The sequence below is a fragment of the Micromonospora sp. SYSU B005 genome, from assembly GCF_055362685.1.
In genome coordinates, this window is sequence record NZ_JAXCFU010000005.1 from 359,775 (window position 1) to 381,742 (window position 21,968).

General features: G+C 73.0%; 14 protein-coding genes and 1 pseudogene. 9 read left to right on the forward strand and 6 right to left on the reverse strand.

Features of this window, described 5'->3' with window-relative positions; translation table 11 throughout:
• Positions 1-170 precede the first annotated feature (170 nt).
• The 4 genes from SM452_RS15455 to dnaK form a co-directional block, all read right to left on the reverse strand.
• Positions 171-611 (reverse strand): heat shock protein transcriptional repressor HspR, encoded by a 441-nt coding sequence (locus tag SM452_RS15455; RefSeq protein WP_120572381.1) that lies wholly within the window; start codon positions 609-611, stop codon positions 171-173.
• 24 nt (positions 612-635) lie between these two features.
• Positions 636-1,823: a molecular chaperone DnaJ gene (dnaJ, locus tag SM452_RS15460; protein WP_463840137.1), complete on the reverse strand. Its 1,188-nt coding sequence runs from the start codon at positions 1,821-1,823 to the stop codon at positions 636-638.
• Between the two features lie 79 nt (positions 1,824-1,902).
• Complete coding sequence (grpE, locus tag SM452_RS15465) at positions 1,903-2,640, reverse strand: nucleotide exchange factor GrpE (RefSeq protein ID WP_194800190.1); 738 nt, start codon at positions 2,638-2,640, stop codon at positions 1,903-1,905.
• A gap of 48 nt (positions 2,641-2,688) precedes the next feature.
• A complete protein-coding gene (gene dnaK, locus SM452_RS15470) occupies positions 2,689-4,551 on the reverse strand; it encodes a molecular chaperone DnaK (protein ID WP_013473404.1) in 1,863 nt (620 codons plus the stop codon).
• Between the two features lie 210 nt (positions 4,552-4,761).
• Here dnaK and SM452_RS15475 point away from each other — a divergent pair, with 210 nt between their 5' ends.
• The 3 genes from SM452_RS15475 (at position 4,762) to SM452_RS15485 (ending at position 9,714) form a co-directional block, all read left to right on the forward strand.
• The gene (locus tag SM452_RS15475) at positions 4,762-6,582 is read left to right on the forward strand and encodes a GTPase family protein (protein WP_463840138.1); all 1,821 of its coding nucleotides are present in this window, start codon (positions 4,762-4,764) and stop codon (positions 6,580-6,582) included.
• A 194-nt stretch (positions 6,583-6,776) separates the two neighbouring features.
• Positions 6,777-8,435 carry a GTPase gene (locus tag SM452_RS15480; RefSeq protein WP_463840152.1) on the forward strand — a complete coding sequence of 553 codons (1,659 nt, stop codon included), beginning with the start codon at positions 6,777-6,779 and terminating at the stop codon, positions 8,433-8,435.
• A gap of 52 nt (positions 8,436-8,487) precedes the next feature.
• The gene (locus tag SM452_RS15485; protein WP_463840139.1) at positions 8,488-9,714 is read left to right on the forward strand and encodes a hypothetical protein; all 1,227 of its coding nucleotides are present in this window, start codon (positions 8,488-8,490) and stop codon (positions 9,712-9,714) included.
• Between the two features lie 206 nt (positions 9,715-9,920).
• Here SM452_RS15485 and SM452_RS15490 read toward each other — a convergent pair whose 3' ends face one another.
• Complete coding sequence (locus tag SM452_RS15490; protein WP_463840140.1) at positions 9,921-10,697, reverse strand: hypothetical protein; 777 nt, start codon at positions 10,695-10,697, stop codon at positions 9,921-9,923.
• A 485-nt stretch (positions 10,698-11,182) separates the two neighbouring features.
• Here SM452_RS15490 and pdhA point away from each other — a divergent pair, with 485 nt between their 5' ends.
• From pdhA to SM452_RS15520, 6 genes are all read left to right on the forward strand, one after another.
• On the forward strand, positions 11,183-12,361 hold the full coding sequence (gene pdhA / locus SM452_RS15495) for a pyruvate dehydrogenase (acetyl-transferring) E1 component subunit alpha (protein WP_013473399.1): 1,179 nt from the start codon (positions 11,183-11,185) through the stop codon (positions 12,359-12,361).
• On the forward strand, positions 12,361-13,350 hold the full coding sequence (locus SM452_RS15500) for an alpha-ketoacid dehydrogenase subunit beta (RefSeq protein WP_013283358.1): 990 nt from the start codon (positions 12,361-12,363) through the stop codon (positions 13,348-13,350). Before pdhA ends, SM452_RS15500 begins: the two co-directional genes overlap by 1 nt.
• Before the next feature lie 5 nt (positions 13,351-13,355).
• Positions 13,356-14,831 (forward strand): dihydrolipoamide acetyltransferase family protein, encoded by a 1,476-nt coding sequence (locus SM452_RS15505; protein ID WP_463840153.1) that lies wholly within the window; start codon positions 13,356-13,358, stop codon positions 14,829-14,831.
• 224 nt (positions 14,832-15,055) lie between these two features.
• Entirely contained in the window at positions 15,056-15,193 is a 138-nt protein-coding gene (locus tag SM452_RS15510; protein WP_013283356.1) for a hypothetical protein, read from the forward strand.
• 348 nt (positions 15,194-15,541) lie between these two features.
• A complete protein-coding gene (locus SM452_RS15515) occupies positions 15,542-18,310 on the forward strand; it encodes an LppU/SCO3897 family protein (RefSeq protein ID WP_463840141.1) in 2,769 nt (922 codons plus the stop codon).
• 183 nt (positions 18,311-18,493) lie between these two features.
• Positions 18,494-20,038: a recombinase family protein gene (locus tag SM452_RS15520; RefSeq protein ID WP_355512217.1), complete on the forward strand. Its 1,545-nt coding sequence runs from the start codon at positions 18,494-18,496 to the stop codon at positions 20,036-20,038.
• Between the two features lie 1,330 nt (positions 20,039-21,368).
• On the opposite strand, the pseudogene thyX reads toward SM452_RS15520, so the two are convergent.
• Positions 21,369-21,455 (reverse strand): annotated as a pseudogene (gene thyX / locus SM452_RS15525) (FAD-dependent thymidylate synthase); the annotation flags it as partial.
• Positions 21,456-21,968 lie beyond the last annotated feature (513 nt).

A 21,968-nucleotide genomic window follows, 5' to 3' on the forward strand; every position in this document is an offset into this window, starting at 1 on the left:
CCCCGCCAGCCCGGAGTCCGATTTGAGGCTTTTTTGCCCTGCGGAAAGCCTAGTCGACCCTGCTCTGCCGTACCCCGGCTTTTCCCGAGCCGGGCGGCGGACCGCCCGGGGAACGACGAAGGCCGGCGCAGCCCCGGGGGAGCGGGGCGCACCGGCCTTCCGGTACGAGGTCAGCGGTCGGGAGCGCGGCGCGGACGCCAGACGACGAGCGCGGTGGACGTCCGGTTGGTGGGCACGAGGTCGCCGCGGGGGAAGCCGCCGAGTGACTCCAGCTCGGCGATCCGCCGGTACGCGGCGTCCAGTTCCGCCTCCAGCCGGGCCACCCGCTGCTGCGCCTCTTCGAGCAGCCGCTCCAGCCCGATGATCCGCTTGACCCCGGCCAGGTTGATCCCGTCGTCCTGGCTGAGCCGCTGCACCTCGCGGAGCAGCACCACGTCCCGGACGCTGTACCGGCGACCGCCGCCGGACGCCCGGCCGGCCTGCACCAGGCCCAGCCGGTCGTACTGGCGCAGCGTCTGGGGGTGCATCCCCGCCATCCGCGCGGCCACCGAGATCATCAAGACCTTGGCCTCGTAGGCCGGGTCACCCGAGCCGACGTACTCCTCCGACATGCCCGCTCACCTCCGGTGCCGCCGTCAACTGAATCGACGTACCCGCGCTTCGAGATGTTCCCGCGCGGCGGGCGGAGTCTGCGCCGCGAAGGTCTCCAGCGCCGCCCGCGCCTCGTCCGAGACCTTCGCCGGGACCACCACGTCAAGCGTGACCAGCAGGTCACCGGCGCGGCCGTCCTTGCGTACGACGCCCTTGCCGCGGGCGCGCAGCACCCGCCCGCTGGGCGTACCCGGTGGCACCCGCAGGGTCACCGTCCCGTCCAGGGTCGGCACGCGCAGGTCCGTGCCGAGAACCGCCTCGGCGTACGTGATCGGGACGGTCAGGGTCAGGTCGTCCCCGGTGCGCCCGAACAGCTCGTCCGGGCGGACCTTCACCTGCACGAACAGGTCGCCTGCCGGACCGCCCCGCTCGCCGGGCTCGCCCCGGCCGGCCAGGCGGATCCGCTGCCCGTCGGCCACCCCGGCGGGGAAGCGCACGTTCAGCGTGCGGGTCTTGGTGACACCGCCGGTGCCGTGGCACTCCGGGCACTTCTCCTCGACGATCGTGCCGACGCCCTGGCAGTTGCGGCACGGCTCGGAGAAGCTGAACGACCCCTGGTTGCGGGTGGTCACCCCGGCGCCGTGGCAGACCGGGCAGGCCACCGGCTGGGTGCCGGGCTTCGCGCCGTTGCCGTGGCAGGTGTCGCAGACGCCGGGTGCGCGCAGCGTCAGCGGCAGCGTGACGCCGCGTACCGCGTCGTCGAAGTCGAGCGCCACCTCGGTCTCGACGTCCCGGCCGCGGGCCGGGCCGCGCGGACGCGCCGGGCCTCCGCCGCCCCCGCCACCGGAGAAGATCGAGCTGAACAGGTCGGTGAAGCCGCCGCCGCTGAACCGGTTGTCGCCACCGCCGGCGCCACCGCCGAACAGGTCGGAGACGTCGAACGGCATGCCGCCCGGCTGGCCCGCGCCGCGGGCGCTGCGCCGGAAGGCGCCGGAGCCGAACAGCGAGCGCATCTCGTCGTACTCGCGGCGCTTCTTCTCGTCGCCGAGCACCGCGTACGCCTCGGAGACGGTCTTGAACCGCTCCTCGGCACCGGTGTCGCCGGGGTTGTGGTCCGGGTGCGACTCCCGGGCCAACTTGCGGTACGCCTTCTTGATCTCGTCCGAGGAGGCGGACTTGTCCACGCCCAACGCGGCGTAGTAGTCCTTCTCGATCCAGTCCTTGGAACTCACCGGTCCACCCCCTTCCACGGGTCGAACCCCGGTCGCCCCGCCCGCCCGGTGCGGGCGGGCGGGACGTCACGGGTCGGCACTACTCCGGGTCCGCGACCGCGACCATGGCGGGCCGCAGCAGCCGCTCGCCGAGCTGGTAACCACGGCGCATGACCTGTACGCAGGTCGGCTCCGTCACGTCGGCGGAGGTCTGGTGCGCCACCGCCTCGTGCCGGGTCGGGTCGAACGGGTCACCCTGCTCACCGAACGCGGTCAGGCCGAACTTCGCGAGCGCGCCGGTGAGCTGCTCGGCCACGCTGCCGAACGGGCCCACCAGGTCGCCGTGCTCGCGGGCCCGGTCCAGGTCGTCGAGGATCGGCAGCAGCGCGGTGAGCACCGCCCCGGTGGCCTGCTCCTGGACCAGGTTGCGGTCCCGGTCGACCCGCTTGCGGTAGTTGGCGTACTCCGCAGTCACCCGCTGGAGGTCCCGGGTGAGCTCCTCCAGGTCGGTGCGGAGCGACTCCAGCTCGGCGCCGAGCGGCGTGTCCGTGCCGGGCCCGCCGTTCGGCTCGGCGGGCGAGTCGACCACGGTCGGACCGCTGACCTCGGCCTCGCCGCCGATCTCGTCGACCACGACCTCGGCCTCCTCGACCAGCCCTTCGGCGGGCGCGTCGGCGGCCGCGTCGGCCGCCGAGGCGTCGTTCGCCGGCTGCTCGGTCACCTTGCCGAGCTTGCGCTTGTCGCGGATGACGACCCGGGGTTCGTCGCCGGTGTCCTTGCCGGCGCCCGGCGCCGACCCGGTGGCACCCGGGTCGGCCGCTCGTGGCTTGTCCGTCATGCGGTTACCTCATCCCTCTGCGGTGCGAATCGTGTCCGGGACCGGATGTCACTTCTTGTCCTCGTCCACGATCTCCGCGTCGACCACGTCGTCGTCGCCACCGGCCTTCGGGCCACCGGCCGCACCCGCGCCGGCACCCGGCCCGGCCGCACCCGGTGCGGTCTGCTCGCCCTCCTGCTGCTGGGCGTAGAGCAGCGAGCCCGCCTGCTGGGAGACCTGCGCCAGCTTCTCGTGCGCGGACTTGATCTTCTCGATGTCCTGCCCGCCGAGGGCGCTGCGCAGCTCGCCGAGCGCCTCGTTGAGCTGGTCGCGGTTCTCGCCGGGCAGCTTGTCGCCGCTCTCGGCGAGGAACTTCTCGGTCTGCCACTGGAGCGCCTCGGCGACGTTGCGGGTCTCGGCCTCCTCGCGGCGGCGCTTGTCCTCGTCGGCGTGCTCCTCGGCGTCCCGGCGCATCCGCTCGATGTCGTCCTTCGGCAGCGAGGAGCCGCCGGTGATCGTCATCTTCTGCTCCTTGCCGGTGCCCAGGTCCTTGGCGTGCACGTTCACGATGCCGTTGGCGTCGATGTCGAACGTGACCTCGATCTGGGGCACGCCGCGCGGGGCCGGCGGGAGACCGGTCAGCTCGAAGGTGCCGAGCTTCTTGTTGTAGGCGGCGATGTCCCGCTCGCCCTGGAACACCTGGATCAGCACCGACGGCTGGTTGTCGTCGGCGGTGGTGAACACCTCGGAGCGCTTGGTCGGGATGGTGGTGTTGCGCTCGATCAGCTTGGTGAAGATGCCGCCCTTGGTCTCGATGCCCAGGCTCAGCGGGGTCACGTCGAGCAGCAGGACGTCCTTGACCTCGCCCTTGAGCACGCCCGCCTGGAGGGCGGCGCCGACGGCGACGACCTCGTCCGGGTTGACGCCCTTGTTCGGGTCGCGGCCGGTGAGCTGCTTGACCAGGTCGGTCACGGCCGGCATCCGGGTCGAGCCGCCGACCAGGATGACGTGGTCGACGTCGGAGATCTTGATGCCGGCGTCCTTGACGGCCTGCTCGAACGGGCCCTTGCAGCGGTCCAGCAGGTCCTGCGTCATGCGCTGGAACTCGGCGCGGCTGAGCGTCACGTCCAGGTGCAGCGGGCCGGCCGAACCGGCGGTGATGTACGGCAGGTTGATGTTGCTGGTGGTGGCGGCGGACAGCTCGATCTTGGCCTTCTCGGCGGCCTCCTTGAGCCGCTGCATGGCCATCTTGTCCTGCGAGAGGTCGATGCCGTGCTCACCGCGGAACGTCTTCACCAGGTGGTCGATGATCCGCTGGTCCCAGTCGTCACCACCGAGCTGGTTGTCACCGCTGGTGGACTTGACCTCCACCACGCCCTCGGCCAGCTCCAGCAGCGACACGTCGAAGGTGCCGCCACCGAGGTCGAAGACCAGGACGGTCTGCTCCTTGGAGCCCTTGTCCAGGCCGTACGCCAGGGCCGCCGCGGTCGGCTCGTTCACGATCCGCAGCACGTTGAAGCCGGCGATCTCACCGGCCTCCTTGGTGGCCTGGCGCTGCCCGTCGTTGAAGTAGGCCGGGACGGTGATCACCGCGTCGGTGATCTGCTCGCCCAGGTACGCCTCGGCGTCCCGCTTGAGCTTCATCAGCGTGCGCGCCGAGATCTCCTGCGGGGTGTACTTCTTGCCGTCGATGTCGACGGTCCAGTTGGTGCCGATCTCACGCTTGACCGACCGGATGGTCCGGTCGGGGTTGGTCACCGCCTGGCGCTTGGCGACCTCACCGACGAGCACCTCGCCGTTGCGGGCGAACGCGACGATCGAGGGAGTCGTACGCGAGCCCTCGGCGTTGGCGATGACGGTGGGCTCACCGCCCTCGAGAACGCTGACGCAGGAGTTCGTCGTGCCGAGGTCGATGCCGACCGCACGTGCCATGTTCGCTTCCTCGCTTCGTAACGGGTGAGCAGGTCAGACGGCCTGCCCGGCGGGTCGCCGGGAAGCGACCGCACCACAAGTTGAGTGAACTTGACTCAATAGTGCCACGCGATCGCCAATCCGCAAGTCGGGGTTGAGCCGACCCGGCGCAACCCGACCGTTACTACTGTCCGGTTGTCTTACCTTGCGTCGGTCGGGCACGCTTTAGCGGTGACGACGCATGGCGATTCCGCCACCCGTGCCGGCGCGCCCGCCGTCGCAGCCCGCACCGGGCCCACCACGGGCGACGATCAGCCTGCTCACGCCGCCGACGGCCTGCCCGCCGCGCTCACCGGCCTGCGCGCGGCGATCGACGCGGCCCGCTTCCCGCTCACCCTTCCCTCGGCCGAGCCGGCCCGGCACGCCGCCACCAGCCTCACCGACCAGCTCGACGACTACCTGCTGCCCCGGCTGGCCCGGCTCGACGCCCCGCTCCTGGTGGTCGTCGGCGGCTCCACCGGCGCCGGCAAGTCGACGCTCGTCAACAGCCTGGTCCAGGCTCGGGTCAGCGCGGCGGGCGTGCTCCGCCCCACCACCCGCTCCCCGGTGCTGGTGTGCAGCCCGACCGACGCGGCCTGGTTCCGGCAGGGCGAGCTGCTGCCCGGCCTGACCCGGACCACCGAGCCCAGCGAGCAGCCGGGCACCCTGCACCTGGTCACCGCGCCGGCGCTGCCGCCCGGCCTGGCCTTCCTCGACGCGCCCGACATCGACTCGGTGGTCGACGCCAACCGGGCGCTCGCCGGTCAGCTGCTCGCCGCCGCCGACCTCTGGCTGTTCGTCACCACCGCCGCCCGGTACGCCGACGCCGTCCCCTGGGAACTGCTGCGCAGCGCCCGGGCCCGGGGCACCGCAGTGGCGATGGTGCTGGACCGGGTCCCCCCGGAGGCAGCCGACGAGGTCGCCGCCCACCTGTCCGAGATGCTCGCCGAGCAGGAGCTGGGCGCCTCCCCGCTGTTCGTGCTGCCGGAGACCTGGGTGGACGGGCAGGGCCTGCTGCCGGACCGGATCACCGCGCCGCTGAGCGACTGGTTCGCCCGGCTCGCCGCCGACGCCGAGGCCCGCGCCGCGGTGGTCCGGCAGACGCTCGACGGTGCGCTGGCCGCGCTGCACCCGGTGGTGGAGGCGCTGGCCGAGGCCGCCGACGAGCAGGTGAGCGCCGCCGACGCGCTGGACGAGCGGGTCCAGGCCGCGTACCGGAGCGCGGAGCGCAGCGTCGACCAGGGGCTCAGGGACGGCCGGCTGCTGCGCGGTGAGGTGCTTGCCCGCTGGCAGGAGTTCATCGGCACCGGCGACTTCTTCCGCGGGCTGGAGGCCCGCATCGGGCGGCTGCGCGACCGGGTGGTCGCGGCGGTCACCGGGCGGCCCGCGCCGGCCGCGGAACTGCGTACCGCGATCGAGTCCCAGCTCGTCACGCTGCTGCGCGGGGTGGCGGCCGAGGCGGCGGAGAACGCGTACACCGGTTGGAAGGCGCACCCGGCGGGTGCGGCGCTGCTGGAGCCGGACCTGGCCCATCCCTCGGCCGACCTGCCGGAGCGGGCCGAGCAGCTGGTCCGCGACTGGCAGCGCGGCGTGCTGGAGCTGGTCCGGGTCGAGGGCGGCGACCGGCGGTTCGTGGCCCGCACGGCCGCGTACGCGGTGAACGCCACCGGTCTCGCCGTCATGATCGGCGTGTTCGCCTCCACCGCGTTCATCCCGACCGGCCTGGAGGTGGCCGCGGGCACCGGTACGGCGGTGGCCGGGCAGACGGTGCTCCAGGCGATCTTCGGCGACCAGGCGGTCCGCAACCTGGCCCGCAAGGCCCGCGTCGACCTGCTCGACCGGGTCGGCAAGCTGCTGGCCGAGGAGGCCGAGCGCTACCTGAGCCGCACCGAGGCCGAGCGCCCCGCCGCCAACGCCGGCGCGGCGCTGCGCTGGGCCGCCGTCGAGGTCGAGCGGGCCCGGCACCGCAGCGGCCTGTTCCCGCCGGCCCCCGAGCAGGAAGTTCGCCCGTGAGCGCGAGGAGTGAGCCGGTCCTGCGAGCCCCGCAGTCGCGAGCAAGGAAGGCACCGTGAGCGCGAGGAGTGAGCCGGGTCTGCGAGCCCCGCAGTCGCGAGCAAGGAAGGCACCGTGAGCGCGAGGAGTGAGCCGGGTCTGCGAGCCCCGCAGTCGCGAGCAAGGAAGGCACCGTGAGCAACATCGTGGGACGGATGCGCGAGGCGATGCGGGGCGAGCAGCGGGTCGACCCGGACACCCTGATCGAACGGCTCACCGCGATCCAGCGGTTCCTCGGCGCGGTGGACGGCCACGTGCCCGACGCCCAGCTCGTCGCCGCGCACACGGTGGTCGAGCGCGCCGGTGACCGGCTCGCGCTCTCCGGCCGCCACACGGTGGTCGCGCTCGCCGGTGCGACCGGCAGCGGCAAGTCGAGCCTGTTCAACTCGCTGGCCCGGCTGGACCTCTCGCCGGTGGGCGTACGCCGGCCCACGACGGGTGTCGCGCACGCCTGCGTGTGGGGCCCGCTCGACGGCGCGGTCCGCCTGCTCGACTGGATCGGCGTGCTGCCCCGGCACCGGTTCGTCCGGGAGAGCCCGCTGGACGCCGACGACGAGTCCGGGCTGCACGGCCTCGTCCTGCTCGACCTGCCCGACTTCGACTCGGTGCAGCACGGCCACCGGCTGGAGGTGGACCGCCTGCTCGGCCTGGTCGACCTGGTGGTCTGGGTGGTCGACCCGCAGAAGTACGCCGACCGCGTGATCCACACCAGCTACCTGCGCGAGTTCCACAGGCACAAGGACGTCACGGTCGTGGTGCTCAACCAGGCCGACCGGCTGCACCCCACCGAGCTGCCGAAGGTCCTCGACGACCTGCGCCGGCTGCTCGACGCCGACGGGCTGGGCGGGGTACCGCTGCTGCCGACCGTCGCGGTGGACCCGAACGGGCTGGAGGGGCTGCGGACCGAGCTGGAGCGTACGGTCGCCGAACGGCAGGCCGCGCTGCGCCGGCTCTCCGGCGACGTGGACGGCGTGGTGGCCGATCTCGAACCGCTCGTGGGGCCGGAACCGCCGCGCACCCGGCCCGGTGACGCCTCGGCTCAGGAGCTGACCCGGGCACTCGCCGGGGCGGCCGGGGTGCCGACCGTGGCGGCGGCGGTCGAGGGCGCGTACCGGCACCGGGCGGTCGGCAACACCGGCTGGCCGCTGCTGCGGAGCTGGCGCAAGCTGCGGCCGGACCCGCTGCGCCGGCTGCACCTGTCCGGGCGGGACCCGGACGCGCCGGCGGAGAGCCTGGTCGCTGCCACCTCCGTACCCGATCCGACAGCCGCGCAGCGCTCCGCCGTCACGCTGGCGATCCGCGCGGTGGCCGAGCGGTCCGCGAGCGGCCTGCCGGCGCCGTGGCCCGCCGCGGTGACCGCCGCGGCCCGGGCCCGGCAGGCCGACCTGCCGGGCGCGCTCGACCACGCGGTCGCCGCGACCGACCTGGGCATGGACCGGCGGCCCGCCTGGTGGCGGGTGGTCGGCGCGCTCCAGTGGGTGGTCACCCTCGCCGCGCTGGCCGGCCTGGTCTGGCTGCTCGTCGGGTACGCGGTGCGCCTGCTCGGTCTGCCGCCGCTGGAGCATCCGACGCTCGGCGTGGTGCCCTGGCCCACGGTCCTGCTGCTCGGCGGCCTGCTGGCCGGGCTGCTGATCGCGGCGCTGACCCGGCCGGTCATCGGGTGGGCGGCCCGGCGGGCCCGGGCGCGGGCGGAGCAACGCCTGCTCACGTCGGTGGGCAGCGTTTCCGAGAAGTACGTGCTGGACCCGGTCTGGGCGGTGCTGGCGCGCTACGGCACGGCCCGGGACGCGCTGCGCGAGGCGGGACGGCACTGAACCCGGCGTGCTGACCGGTGTGGGGGCGGCCGGTGCGGCGTAGGGTCGATGCATGGCCACGCCACAGACCCCCTACGACGCGGTGCTGCACGCCGCGCGCGACGTGACGAGGCTCGACTCGGCCCTGGACGCGGAGATGCTCGGCGCCGCGTTGCTGGGCAGCGTCTACGCCGCCGCGGAGCACGACCGGGAGCAGGCCGTCCGCGAGTTCGTCAGCGGCTTCCTCGCCGCCACGTCCCGGCGCCGCAGCGCCGCCGCGACCACACTGCGGGCCGTCTTCGCCGCGCTGGTGCCCGACGCCGAGGGCGCCGCCCGGGTCCGGCCCGGGGCGTACGCCCCGTCGTGGGCCGGCCAGCTCGGCCGGGTGCGCGTCACCGGCGCCTGGGCGTACGGCGACGTGTACGGCGACCAGACCTCCTACCTCGCCACGTTCGCGTACGACGACGAGGAGGAGGGCGGCCCGGAGCACGCCCTGGTAGCCCTCGTCGACCACAACATCGGCATCACCAAGGACGTCTTCGTCGGCGGCCCGGCCGGACGGATCGTCGAGCAGGCCCGGGAGATCTGCACCGAGGACGAGTTCACCTGGTTCCGCACCGAGGACCCGGCCCGGATGCACGCCGAGGTGAGCCGCCACCTGGCGGTCACCGACGACCTCACCGAGCTGCCCGCACAGGGCTCGCTGGCCACCGACCGGGCGCTCGTGGGCGCCCGGCTGGCCGCACTCCCGGGGCCGACGCCGCCGGCCGGTCCGGCCGTGATGCCGGCGCCCACCGACGAGGAGCGCACCCGCCTGGTGCGTGCCTTCCTCGACTCACCCGAGGCGACCCGGTTCGGGCTGCCCGAGGTGGCCGACGGCGAGCTGGCCTCGCTGCACTTCTGCCTCGGCCTGCTGCTCGACCACGCGGCCAGCTTCCCGGATGCCGACCCGATGCGGTGGAGCCCGATGGTGGCCGAGCTGTTCCTGCTCGACTGGGTGCACCGCCGGGCCGTGCTGGACATGGACGACGCGGCGATGCTGCCCCGGGTGCTGCGCGCCTGGGCGGCGTACGCGGCCCGGCAGCGCGGGCTGTCGCAGTCGGCGGCCGCCCGGACGGACGAGGCGATCACCGAGATGGTCCCGGAGTTCGCGCGGCTCTACAGCACCGGTGAGCGGCGCAGCCCGGCCACCGCGGCGGTGGCGCAGCTCATGGCGGACGGGGTGGACCCGGACGACCCGGAGGCGCTGAACGCCTGGATCGAGGCGAACCGCCACCGCCTCACCGACGACCCGGCCTAGGCATTCCCGTTCGCATGATCGGCACCACGTCGGCGAGGTGGCCGTATCAAGCCGCTCGTGACCACACCACCACGCCGTACTGGTGTCGATCATGCGGGGTGACCGACCCGATGGCCTCGGCCCTGCCCTCGTTGATCCACACCACCTCGGCGAAGTGGCTGCATCGGGCCGGGCGGGACCACACCACTACGCCGGAGTGGTGTCGATCATGAGGTGTGGGACACCGACGGGCCGGACGGAACAGAGGTGGCGGACGGCCCGGCAGGACCCGACGGATCAGCAGGACCCGACGGATCAGCAGGACTCGACGGATCGGCGGGACTCGACGGGTCGGCGGGGCCGGACGGATCCGATGGGCTGGACGGCTCGGACGAACCTGCCGAGGGCGTCGGCTCGGCGGTCGTGACCGACGGCTCGGGGCTCGGGCTCGGCTCGGGCGTCGGCGTGGCCGGGTCCGACGGCGAGTGCGACGGCGACGGTGAGGGCACCGGCGACGGGCGCGGCGGGCGGACCGGGGTGGGCCGGACCGGCGCGGCCGGCGGCGGGGGCGCGGCGACCGGGCGGGACCGGTGCCGGGAGCCGAGGTCGCTGTCGTCGGGCAGGGCCGGCGCCGCCGGGAGCACCGGTCGCGCCGGGGGCACCGAGGTCACGTCGACGGCGGGCGTGGCCGTGGACGGCGCCGGGGCCTGGGTGCCCTGGGGCATCGGGATGACCACCGGGCCGACCGAGGGGGTCGGCAGGAACGGGGTGCTGGTGTCGGGCAGGGCACTGTTGCCGACGGTGGCGGATCCGGTGCTGATCGCGGCGAGGATCGGCATCGACGCGGTGCCGGCGAGCAACGCCACGGTGAGCAGGTAGCCGCGGCTGGGACCGCCGGTCCCGGTGGCGCGGTGGGCGCCCACGACCCGGCGGTACGGGGAGGCGGGCAGTGCCCGGTGCCGGCCGAGGAAGGGCGTACCTGGTGGACCCTCTGGTTCGGACACCGGCACACTCCTCACGCACGGATGGACGAAGAGCACGCGCGGATATTCGGACAAATGCCGCGCAACAGCTCACCGCAAGCTTGACCCAGTGACGCTCAGTTCACCAGCCGCAACCGCGTGTCGACACACATTTTGTGCGTCGGCCGTACCCACCACTGCGGACAAAAGCGCTTATCCGTCGTGAACCCGATCGAACCTCACCGGCGAGGGAGGCCATACTGTGGGCCCGCTCACCTCCTCTGCAATCATTCAGACACGACGGCAACGCAGCCGCCACCTCCGCGTACCCCGCGGCTGGTGCGGAACGGCGCCGGCGCTCCCGGGCCTGGGTCTGTCCCCGACCGACTCCGGCTCACGCCGCGCGGCAACCCCTACCGGGGTCAGGCGCGGTCGCCAGGGACCGACCCGGCACCAGCCGGGCGGGCGCACGAGGTGCTCGGCTCGGGTAATCCCCGGCGCCGGCGCAGACAGACAGGGAGAGACGGATGGCAAAGGGCGACCCCGGGGCCGCCACCCGCAGCAAGCGGGCCGCACCCCGAACCAGACGCGCCGCCGCGACCGGTGAACCGGAACTCGTACAACTGCTGACCCCCGAGGGTGAGCGGATCGAGAGCGCGCTCGGCCCGGACGGGACCGAGTACCGCGTCGACTTCACCGACGAGGAGTACCGCGGGCTGTACCGCGACCTCGTGCTGGTCCGCAAGCTGGACGCCGAGGCCACCGCTCTGCAGCGCCAGGGCGAGCTGGGACTGTGGGCAAGTCTGCTGGGCCAGGAGGCCGCGCAGGTCGGCTCCGGCCGGGCGCTGCGTACGCAGGACATGGCCTTCCCGACCTACCGCGAGCACGGCGTGCTCTACTGCCGCGGCATCGACCCGATCATGCCGCTGGGCCTGTTCCGCGGCGTCGACCAGGGCGGCTGGGACCCGAACGAGTTCAAGTTCAACATGTACACGATCGTGATCGGGGCGCAGACCCTGCACGCGACCGGGTACGCCATGGGTGTCGCCATGGACGGCAAGACCGGCGGCGAGGACGGCGAGGCGGTCATCGCCTACTTCGGCGACGGCGCCACCAGCCAGGGCGACGTCAACGAGTCGTTCGTCTGGGCCAGCGTCTTCAACGCCCCGCTGGTGTTCTTCTGCCAGAACAACCAGTACGCCATCTCCGAGCCGCTGGAGCGGCAGACCCGCGTGCCGCTGTACCGGCGGGCCGGCGGGTTCGGCTTCCCGGGTGTCCGGGTGGACGGCAACGACGTGCTCGCGTCGTACGCGGTGACCCGGCACGCGCTGGACAACGCGCGCAACGGCCAGGGCCCGAGCCTGATCGAGGCGTACACCTACCGGATGGGCGCGCACACCACCTCCGACGACCCGACCCGCTACCGCATCGCCAGCGAGGTCGAGGCGTGGCAGGCGAAGGACCCGATCGCCCGGATGAAGGCGTTCCTGACCAAGCAGAAGATCGCCGACGAGTCGTTCTTCACCGCTGTCGACGAGCAGGCCCGCACCGAGTCGGTGCACCTGCGCGAGCGCGTGCTCGCCATGCCCGACCCGCAGCCGGTGACCATGTTCGACCACGTCTACCCCAACGGCTCTCCCGAACTGGACGAGCAGCGGGCCCGGTTCACGCAGTACATGGAGTCCTTCGAGGGGAGCGCGCACTGATGGCCACGGAGACGCTCACCCTCGGCAAGGCACTGAACACCGGCCTGCGGCGGGCCCTGGAGAACGACCCCAAGGTCGTCATCATGGGCGAGGACGTCGGCAAGCTCGGCGGCGTGTTCCGGATCACCGACGGTCTCCAGAAGGACTTCGGCGACCAGCGCGTGATCGACACCCCGCTGGCCGAGTCCGGCATCATCGGCACCGCCGTCGGCCTGGCCATCCGCGGCTTCCGGCCGGTCTGCGAGATCCAGTTCGACGGCTTCGTCTACCCCGCGTACGACCAGATCGTGTCGCAGGTGGCGAAGATGCACTACCGCTCGCAGGGCAAGGTGCGGATCCCGATGGTCATCCGCATCCCGTTCGGCGGCGGCATCGGGGCGGTCGAGCACCACTCCGAGTCGCCCGAGGCGTACTTCGCACACACCGCCGGTCTCAAGGTGGTGAGCTGCGCGAACCCGCAGGACGCGTACGTGATGATCCAGCAGGCCATCGCCTCGGACGACCCGATCGTGTTCCTGGAGCCGAAGCGGCGCTACTGGGAGAAGGGTCCGGTGGACCTGGACGCGCCGATCGCCGACGCGTACCCGCTGCACTCGGCCCGGGTCGCGCGGCCCGGCGCCGACGCGACGGTGCTGGCGTACGGCCCGATGGTCCGCACCGCGCTCGACGCGGCCACCGCCGCCGCCGAGGACGGTCGCGAGCTGGAGGTCATCGACCTGCGCACGATCTCGCCGCTGGACCTGACCGCCGCGTACGAGTCGGTGCGGCGCACCGGCCGCTGCGTGGTCGTGCACGAGGCCCCGGGCAACCTGGGTCTCGGGTCGGAGATCGCGGCCCGGATCACCGAGGAGTGCTTCTACTCCCTGGAGTCCCCGGTGCTGCGGGTGACCGGCTTCGACACCCCCTACCCGGCCGCCCGGGTGGAGGAGGAGTACCTGCCCGACCTGGACCGGGTGCTCGACGCCGTCGACCGCACGTTCGGCTGGTGAGCGGCATGTCCCGGATCAAGGAGTTCAACCTTCCCGACCTGGGCGAGGGCCTGACCGAGGGCGAGATCCTCGCCTGGCTGGTCAAGGTCGGCGACGACATCGAGCTGAACCAGCCGATCGTCGAGGTGGAGACCGCCAAGGCGGCGGTCGAGATCCCGGCGAAGTGGGCCGGCCGGGTGCAGGCGATCTTCCACCCGGAGGGGTCGACGGTCGAGGTCGGCGTGCCGATCATCGCGATCGACACCGACCCGAACGCCGGGCCGATCGAGGAGTCGACGACCGCGACCCCCGCGTCGGACCTGCCCGCACCGTCTGCGGCGTCGCTCGCCGCGGTCCAGGTCGCGCCCGCCGAGGGCATGGTCGAGCCGGGCCTGATCGGTGGTGTGGCCCCGGGTGGGCGTACCGCCGTGCTGGTCGGCTACGGCCCGCGAAACGCCCCAGCCAAGCGCCGCCCCCGCAAGGGGGGCGACGCGCCGGCCGCGGCACCGGCTCAGGCCGCCGCCCCGGTGGCACCCGCGCCTGTCGTCCCCGCGCCGGTCGCGCCCGCGCCGCCCGCTCCGGCGGTCAACGGCAACGGCCGGGTCTCCGGTCCGGTGCTCGCCAAGCCGCCGGTCCGCAAGCTGGCGAAGGATCTCGGCATCGACCTGGCCACGCTCACCGGCTCGGGTCCGCTCGGCTCGATCACCCGCGAGGACGTACAGCGGGCGGCGAGCGCGACTCCGGCGGCGGCCGAGCCGCTGACGGTCGCGGCACCGGCCGCGTCGGCCGCGAGCTTCGGCGCGGACCGCGAGCAGCGCATCCCGGTCAAGGGGGTACGCAAGCTCACCGCGGAGAACATGGCCCGCTCGGCGTTCACCGCCCCGCACGTGACGGAGTTCCTGACCGTAGACGTGACCCGGGCGATGAAGGCGCTGGACCGGCTGCGCGACCGGCGCGAGTGGCGGGACGTACGCGTCTCGCCGCTGCTGCTGGTCGCCAAGGCGGTGCTCCTGGCGGTCAAGCGGCACCCGATGGTCAACTCGACCTGGGCCGGCGACGAGATCGTGGTGAAGGAGTACGTCAACCTCGGCATCGCGGCGGCCACCGAGCGCGGCCTGATCGTGCCGAACATCAAGGACGCCGGGCGGCTCTCGCTGCGCGAGCTGGCGGACGCGATGACGGAACTCGTGCAGACCGCAAAGTCGGGCAAGACGTCCCCGGCGGACATGTCCGGCGGCACGCTCACCATCACCAACGTCGGCGTCTTCGGCGTCGACACCGGTACGCCGATCCTGCCCCCGGGTGAGTCGGCGATCCTCGCCTTCGGCGCGGTACGGGAGCAGCCCTGGGTGCACAAGGGCAAGGTGAAGCCGCGCCTGGTGACCACGCTGGGCCTGTCCTTCGACCACCGGATCATCGACGGTGAGCTGGGCTCGAAGTTCCTCCGCGACATCGGGGACTTCCTGGCCGACCCGGAGGCGGCGCTGCTCGCCTGGACCTGACGAACTACCGCTCCGGTTACGGCCGGTGTGCCGAGGGTGAACGCCCGGCACACCGGCCGTAACCGTTTTGGGAACGGAATCATAGGACCGAGGGGTGGGTGGACCTACGATCCGTAGGTACGTGGTTCAGCTCACCTAATAATCGATGGCGATGACGGGCCCGGTGCGCTTAAATAGAGACATCAAGGGGCTGACAACCGAATAGCCAGGAGGAGAGACCCAAGATGAGCATGATCGAGCGAATCCGCACCCGCCGCGACGCCAACCGCCGCGCCCGCGCCATCGAGCACGCGCTGCGTTCCGCCAACTCGCCCGCGGTCCGCGAGGAGCTTCTCGCCATCGCCCAGCGTCACATGAGCTGACGCCACAGACCTTTCTCACCTCCTCCAGTCCGAAGACCCGCCCGACTCCGGGCGGGTCTTCGGCGTACCGGTATCGGTCGGCACCGGGATTCCACCTCGCTTCACCGCCCGGTACGGTTGGCACGGTCGCCAACCGGCTGACTCCGGACGGATACGAGACAGCGAAACCCATCGACGTCGTCCGGTGACTTTCGGTGACCGCTGATGCTCCCCCGAGCGGCCTCGGGCGACCACCGGATACGGTGCGGGGAGCCCGCACGGCCGGTACCCGCCGGCGACGCCGGTAGTCGTGCCGACGGTTTTCCCGACCGGCATCGGCGGCCGACCTGTGATGGAGGAGGCGCACCCATGACGTCCGAGGCTCCGCACCGCCCCGGCCAGGAGCCGGGCGAGGTGTCGCCGGGCACCGGCGGACCGGTGCCGTACGGCGATCAGCCGGCGCAGCAGGACAACGGGTACAACGGCGCACCCGACCTCGGCTGGGCACCGCCCCCGCCGGCCGGTCGGCCCGCGCAGCCGGCCCCGGCCTGGGCCGCGAACGACGACCAGCCACCCGCATGGGCTCCGCCCGCCGGGCAGCCGGTGACCGGGCGGGCGACCGCCCAGGTCCCGCAGCCCGCCTGGGGCGGCAACGACCAGGGCAACCCCGCCTGGTCCGGTTCCGGTGGCCCCGCCTGGGGCAACCAGGAGCAGCCCGGCCCTGATCGCGGCGCCGAGCAGGCGCCGCCCGCCTGGTCCGCCACGCCGCCAGGCAGCCCGGCCGAGCCGTCGCAGGCCCCCTGGGCCGCCGCCGAGCAGAACCGCCAGGGGTGGAACGCAGGCGAGCAGCAGCAGGGCTGGCCGCCGTCCGGTGACCCGGCCGCCCGCGACACCGGTTACGTGCCCGCACCGGCCACCGTGCCGAACGAGACCTGGGTCACGCCCGCCCCCGCGGACGACCCGCACCGCTCCGGCGGCTTCGCGCCCACCGGCGGGCAGCACGAGGACGCCTCCGGTCGCGCCGGTGGCTGGGCCGCCGCGCAGCAGCAGCAGGACGACCCGAACCGCTCGGGCGGCTGGACCCCGCGCGACGAGCAGCCCGCCGCGTCCGACGACCCGAACCGCTCGGGCGGCTGGACCCCGCGGGAGAGCCAGCCGGCCTGGGCGCCGGGTCAGCAGACCGGCGCCACCTGGCCGCCGGCCGACCCGCCCGCCCGGGCCGCCGCAGCCGTCTCGGTGCCCGGCGCCACCCGGCCGGACAACGCCTGGTCCACTCCGGAGCAGTCCGATCAGGACAACCGCTCGGCCGAGGACAGCGGCGGCTGGCGCGCGACCGGCGGGCCGCAGCACGACGAGGGACAGCGTTCCGGCGGCTGGCCCGCCCCGCAGGCCGAGAACCGGTCCGGCGGCTGGGACGAGCCGGCCCGCACCGAGGACCCGGACCGCTCGGGCGGCTGGGCCGCCGGGCGCGCCGCGAACCCGGCCGAGGCGGCACAGCCGGGCGGCTGGGAGCCGAACCAGGGCCGGCAGTCCGGCGGCTGGGGCGACGGCGCCGCCGTACCGCAGCAGCGCGAACCCGCGCGGCCGTCGGACGAGCAGGCGCAGCCCGCCTGGGGTGCCGCCGCGCCGGTCGAGGCCCGCGCGAGCGTGTCCGCGCCGTCGTCAGACGCGCCCGCCGGCTGGGGCGGCAACCAGGACGAGCGTCCGGCCGCACCGTCGCCCGAGCCGTGGCCGCAGGCCGAGGCGTGGGGCCGGTCCGAGGACTCCGCCCCGGCCTACCAGCCCGCGCCCGCGCCGGGCATCTCCCCCGGCAACGCGGTGCCGCTGCCGGCACAGCAGCAGCGGGTGCCGGGCGCCGCGCTGGCCGCGTCGTCGCCCGCCGACCACCCGGGCCCCGAACCCCAGGGGTACGAGCCGGAGCGTGGCGACGGCGGCTGGAACGCGTCCCGCCCGGAGGAGCCGCAGTCGCCCGCCGTTCCCGGCCCGCGTACCTCCCCGGAGGGCGGCCCGGTCACGGCGAGCGCGTCGGTGCCGGTGGCCAGCCGGGTCACCCCGCCGTCCGACCAGCCGCTGCCGACCGGCGGCCCCACGCCACAGCCCCGCGTGTACGGGCGACCCGCCCGCCCGGAGCCCGAGGACGCCCCCGAGCAGGACGAGTCCGGGTTCCCCGGCCAGGACGGGCCGCACGGCAACGGCTTCCCCGGCCCGCAGTCGCGGTCCGAGGACGCCGACGGACCGCACGGGTACGCCGGAGCACCCTCCTCGCCCGCCGCGCCGCCGTCGTTCCCGGTCGGTGTGCCGTCCTTCGTGGACCCGCCCGGCAACACCCGCCCCGCAAACGGCGTGCACCCGGGCGGCGAGCAGCCCGACGCCGCCCGTGACCCGTTCGGCGGCCCGCAGAGCCCGTACGGCGCTCCCGGCGGCCAGGACGCGTTCGGCGGCCCGGGTGGCCGGCCGGACCCGTACGGTCCCGGCGGTCAGCAGGAGTCGTTCGGCGGTCCGGGCGGTCACCAGGATCCGTACGGCAACCAGGGCGGTCAGCCCGACCCGTTCGGCGGTCCGGGTGGGCAGCAGGCGGCGTTCGGCAGCCCGGCCGGCCGGCCGGAGCCGTTCGGCGAGCCGGACCGGTTCGGCCCGTCCGCCGGGGGACGCGCCTCGGTCGCGGTGCCCGGCCAGGGCCCGGCGGGCCCGAACGCCTTCCCGCCGCCCCAGCAGGCCCCGCCGGCGTGGGCGCAGGACGGGCCCGGCACCGAGCCGGAGCAGGGCCGCTTCGACGCGTTCAAGCCGGATGCCACCGAGTCGCAGACCGAGGCGCCCCCGCCGAAGGTGCGCAACGGCCGGGTGCTCGCCGCCGTGCTGATCGCGGCGGTGCTCATCCTCGCCGTACCGCTGGGTCTGCTCACGCTGCTCGGCAAGGTCGGCGGCGACAAGTCGACGGGCTTCGACCCGGCCGTCGGCTCCTGCGTGAAGCAGTCCGGCACGAGCGCCGTGGCCGCCGACTGCGGCGAGCCGGGCGCGTTCAGCGTGGTGTCGAAGGTGGACAACAAGGACAAGTGCGCCGATCTGTCGCAGCCCTCGGTCTCGGTCGAGGGCGGCGGGACCACCCGGGTGCTCTGCCTGAAGCCCGCCGGCCAGTAACCACACGTACGCGGAGCGCCCACCCCTCGCCGGGGTGGGCGCTCCGCGCCGTATCGGTGTGCTGAACACCGGCGGCAAGGCCGTCACGCTGGCCGACCTGCGCGGCAAGATCGTCCTGCTCGACTCCTGTAAGTCCTGAAAGGAGCTTGCATCTAGTCCCGCCAGGGCCCTAGCGTCCTCGGCATGTCCCACCACGAACACCTCGCCGACCTGTACCTACGCCTGTCCCTCGACCGTGAGGGAAAGACCGCTATCGAACGCCAGGAAGCCGACTGCCGGGCCTGGTGCGAGCGCAACGGGCTGGAAGTCCGCACGGTCCATATCGACCGGGGTCGGTCCGGCTACAAGGCCGTAGACCGCGCCGGGTTTGACGCCGCCATATCCGCCCTCACGACCGGCACCGTCGGGACGCTGGTCGTCTGGAAGGTCGACCGTCTGTCCCGGCGGGGCATGGGACAGGTCGGGCAGGTCCTCGACGACGTCGAGAAGGCCGGAGGCCGAATCGTCTTCGTACAGGACGGCCTAGACACGTCGCACCAGCAGTCCCGGCTAGTCCTGGCCCTGCTCTCTGAGGTCGCCCGCAGCGAATCCGCGAACATCGGCCTTCGCGTCGCCTCGGCGAAGGCCCACCTACGCAGCCTCGGCCGGTGGATTGGCGGACAGCCGCCCTACGGGCTCGCCATCACCGAGGACGGCCGCCTAGATCATGACCCCCGCACTGCGCCTACCGCTCGCGAGATCGCCGAGCGTGCCCTCGCCGCCGAGCCGCTAGTCAGGATCGCCCGCGACCTGAACGCCCGCGCGATCCCCTCGCCGCGCGGCGGAAACTGGGGCGTCGGGACCATGTCGCAACTGCTGAAGGCTCCCGCTTTCGCCGGGCTGCTGCCCGAGACCGTCAAGCGCGACGGGAAATACACGGGAAAGGTCGTCCCGTGGCGCGACCCCGAAACCGGCGAGACGGTCGAGATTGGCCGAGGGATCATCACCCCCGCCGAGCAACTGCAGGTCGCCCGTATCCTGGAAGCCCGGACCGCCGCCGGCCCGCTCGGCCGCGCCCGAGGCGTCCGCGCGCAGATATCCCACCTCCTGACCGGCTTCCTCCGCTGCGGGGGATGCACCCGCCGCATGTCGGCCCTCGGCAAGTCCTACGTCTGTCAGGCGGGCCGTCTCGGCCATCCCTGCCCGGCGCACACAACCGCGTTTATCACCGCCGTAGACCGCGCCGTGGTCGACGCGTTCATCACCCGCCTCGCCGCGACCGAACCCGGCGACCCGCTGCTCGACGCCGTCGCCGAGCGATGGGTAGCCCGCCATGACCCGGACGTTATCCGGGAGCGCGCCACCATCACGGCCGCCCTCGACGACGCTAACGCCGCCCTGGTCGACCTCGAAGACGCCCGCTACCTGCGCGGCGAGTTCATCGGTGCCGAGGCGGTCCAGCGCTGGACGCGTCTACACGAACGGCTGACCGCCCGCGTTGCCGGACTACGCCGCAACCTCGCCGAGTTCCCCCTGCCCGAGGCGGATCTCTCCCAGCTACTCGACCCGGTCCTCGCCCGCGAGGCGTGGGACGTCGCCTCGGTCGCCGACCGCCGGGGCTTCCTCGGTCTGGCGTTGAACGCCGTAACGGTCCTTCCTGCGAACGGCCGCCGGGGCTACAGGTTCGATCCCGCCGCCCGCCTCCGCTTCACGTGGGCCGACGAACCCGCGCCCCCGCCGGTCGACTGACCCCCTTGCCCGGCCCCCATAAAGGCAGGCCCCGCTGCGGCCGAGGAGGCCGCGCTGCCGCCGGCCGAGGAGGCCATCCCGGTCCTCGTCCCGGTGCCATCGGCCACGGCCAGGCCCGCGAGGACGACGTCGGCCAGGCGGCGCCCGACGGCCACGACCACGCCAGCCACCGCCGAGGACGTAACGGCCAAGCGCATCACTGATCGCGTCTGGTTCACGGTGAGTTACAGCCGACCGGGGTGTGGGGGGAGGACCCCCTCGCCGACCGGCCCGACATAGCTCCTCCCTGTCTGTACGGGCATAGAGGTCGTGAGGCTCGTCTATGGGCAGGCTTGCGAACTGGGCCTGATCTTCCACCCGGCCTCGGGGCACACTCGGATCCAAACCATGTCGTCCAACGTCGCGCTCGGTGTAACGGCGGGTATTGGTTTCTGCGACACACGGGCCGCCTGAAGAGAGAAGTACCCATCGACGCCTGTGTTCACGACGGCGCAGGTGCCGGCTATCAATGCAGCCCCCAGCACAGCGAGCACGTTCATCTTGCCGGCGCGTAGCGCCCCGTCCCGGTTGATGGTGGCCGCCCGTACAGCCCCGACCCTGACAACTTAAGCAGCTTCAACCGTTGCCCGAGCCTGTTCGTCGGGCGTCTTTGCCTGGCGTCCTCGACGTGCCACAGCGTGATTATCACTGACCGATGCGCGAATGAATACGACCGGTGAGCCCAACCCGCCGGAGGCCCGGCAACGCGGCGTTGACTACGCGGCCTGGCCCAGCAACCCGGCTGATGCCGCTGGGCATGAACTCGATCAGGAAAGGTGGGGCCGTCTATCAACTGGTTGTGGATGGAGACGCTCTTCTTGATGAACTTCTTGTGCAGGACCATGGTTATGTCGGTGAAGACCACATCGGCACGACGTGGGGGTTGCGCACACGCAAGAAGCCCTCGGCCGCCGGAGTTGATCCGGTGGCCGAGGGCTTCTTGTGCTCCTACTCGCGGTCTTGGTCCCGGTCTCGGCTCACAAACTGGTTCAACACCGTGAGCACGCCCACCCCGACGAGCGCCGGGGTTGCGGCGTGGGGGTGCTGAAGGGCCAGGTAGGCGGCGAATACTGCCGCGACCAGGAGCGCAAGCCCGCGAGGCGACACGTCACGGTTTCCAGGGGGCTTCTTACGTCGGCTCTTTCCGCCACGTATGGTGGTCATGTCGAGCTAGTTCCTCCCTACACACATAAAGCTGGGGCTGCTTGACGATCAGCGCTCGTTGGCGCGAGCGCTTCTGATGACGGCACCCGTTGGCGCGGGTGCCGTCATCGTTTCAGCCGGCTTAGTGCCCGCCGTCTGCGTCGGTGGACCACGGCACCTCTTCAGGCGCCTGGAAGTGGGTCCACGCAATCAACTTGACCTCGGGCTGAACCATCTCCGGCATGCCTGGAACTGTAGTGCGCCCCTCGCCGCGCGGAAATCGGGCACGCGGTCCAACAACGCCTTCGCGTGCTGCGTAGCTAAAGTCTTACAGCGCTTCGAGCCCTGCTGCTCCAAAGGGGACGCGAGTGTCCCGGACGGGTCCAGGCGGCACAGCCTGCACCGAGGCGGCATGGGACCCCGTAGGGCCGCGTACGGTCGTCACCTGACCCCCGCGCGACCCCTTGTCGCGGCACGCACGAAGGCCCTCCCCTCCGGTCCGCGCCGGTGAGGGAAGTAGGCGTTGGGTACGACGAGAACCCGTTTACACGCTCACGACGCCTCCTCGGCCGCGATCTCGGCGAGCCCGCTGGGCCTCGGGGCCGGCCTCGAGTTCACCAAAGCCCCGTTTCTCGGAAGCTGGGGCATGAGAGCGTGTTTGAGAAGGTCTGTTGTGGACGGCGTGGTGGCATGACTTCCACCGGCGAGACGGGCAGGGTGGCGCGGTGTCTGCACGCCGTGGCTACCC

Bases quoted from the DNA above. Each gene is read 5' to 3' on its own strand.
- SM452_RS15455 (WP_120572381.1), bottom strand. From the start codon at position 611: ATGTCGGAGGAGTACGTCGGCTCGGGTGACCCGGCCTACGAGGCCAAG.
- grpE (WP_194800190.1), bottom strand. From the start codon at position 2,640: ATGACGGACAAGCCACGAGCGGCCGACCCGGGTGCCACCGGGTCGGCG.
- dnaK (WP_013473404.1), bottom strand. From the start codon at position 4,551: ATGGCACGTGCGGTCGGCATCGACCTCGGCACGACGAACTCCTGCGTC.
- SM452_RS15480 (WP_463840152.1), top strand. From the start codon at position 6,777: ATGCGCGAGGCGATGCGGGGCGAGCAGCGGGTCGACCCGGACACCCTG.
- SM452_RS15485 (WP_463840139.1), top strand. From the start codon at position 8,488: ATGGCCACGCCACAGACCCCCTACGACGCGGTGCTGCACGCCGCGCGC.
- pdhA (WP_013473399.1), top strand. From the start codon at position 11,183: ATGGCAAAGGGCGACCCCGGGGCCGCCACCCGCAGCAAGCGGGCCGCA.
- SM452_RS15500 (WP_013283358.1), top strand. From the start codon at position 12,361: ATGGCCACGGAGACGCTCACCCTCGGCAAGGCACTGAACACCGGCCTG.
- SM452_RS15505 (WP_463840153.1), top strand. From the start codon at position 13,356: ATGTCCCGGATCAAGGAGTTCAACCTTCCCGACCTGGGCGAGGGCCTG.
- SM452_RS15510 (WP_013283356.1), top strand. From the start codon at position 15,056: ATGAGCATGATCGAGCGAATCCGCACCCGCCGCGACGCCAACCGCCGC.
- SM452_RS15515 (WP_463840141.1), top strand. From the start codon at position 15,542: ATGACGTCCGAGGCTCCGCACCGCCCCGGCCAGGAGCCGGGCGAGGTG.
- SM452_RS15520 (WP_355512217.1), top strand. From the start codon at position 18,494: ATGTCCCACCACGAACACCTCGCCGACCTGTACCTACGCCTGTCCCTC.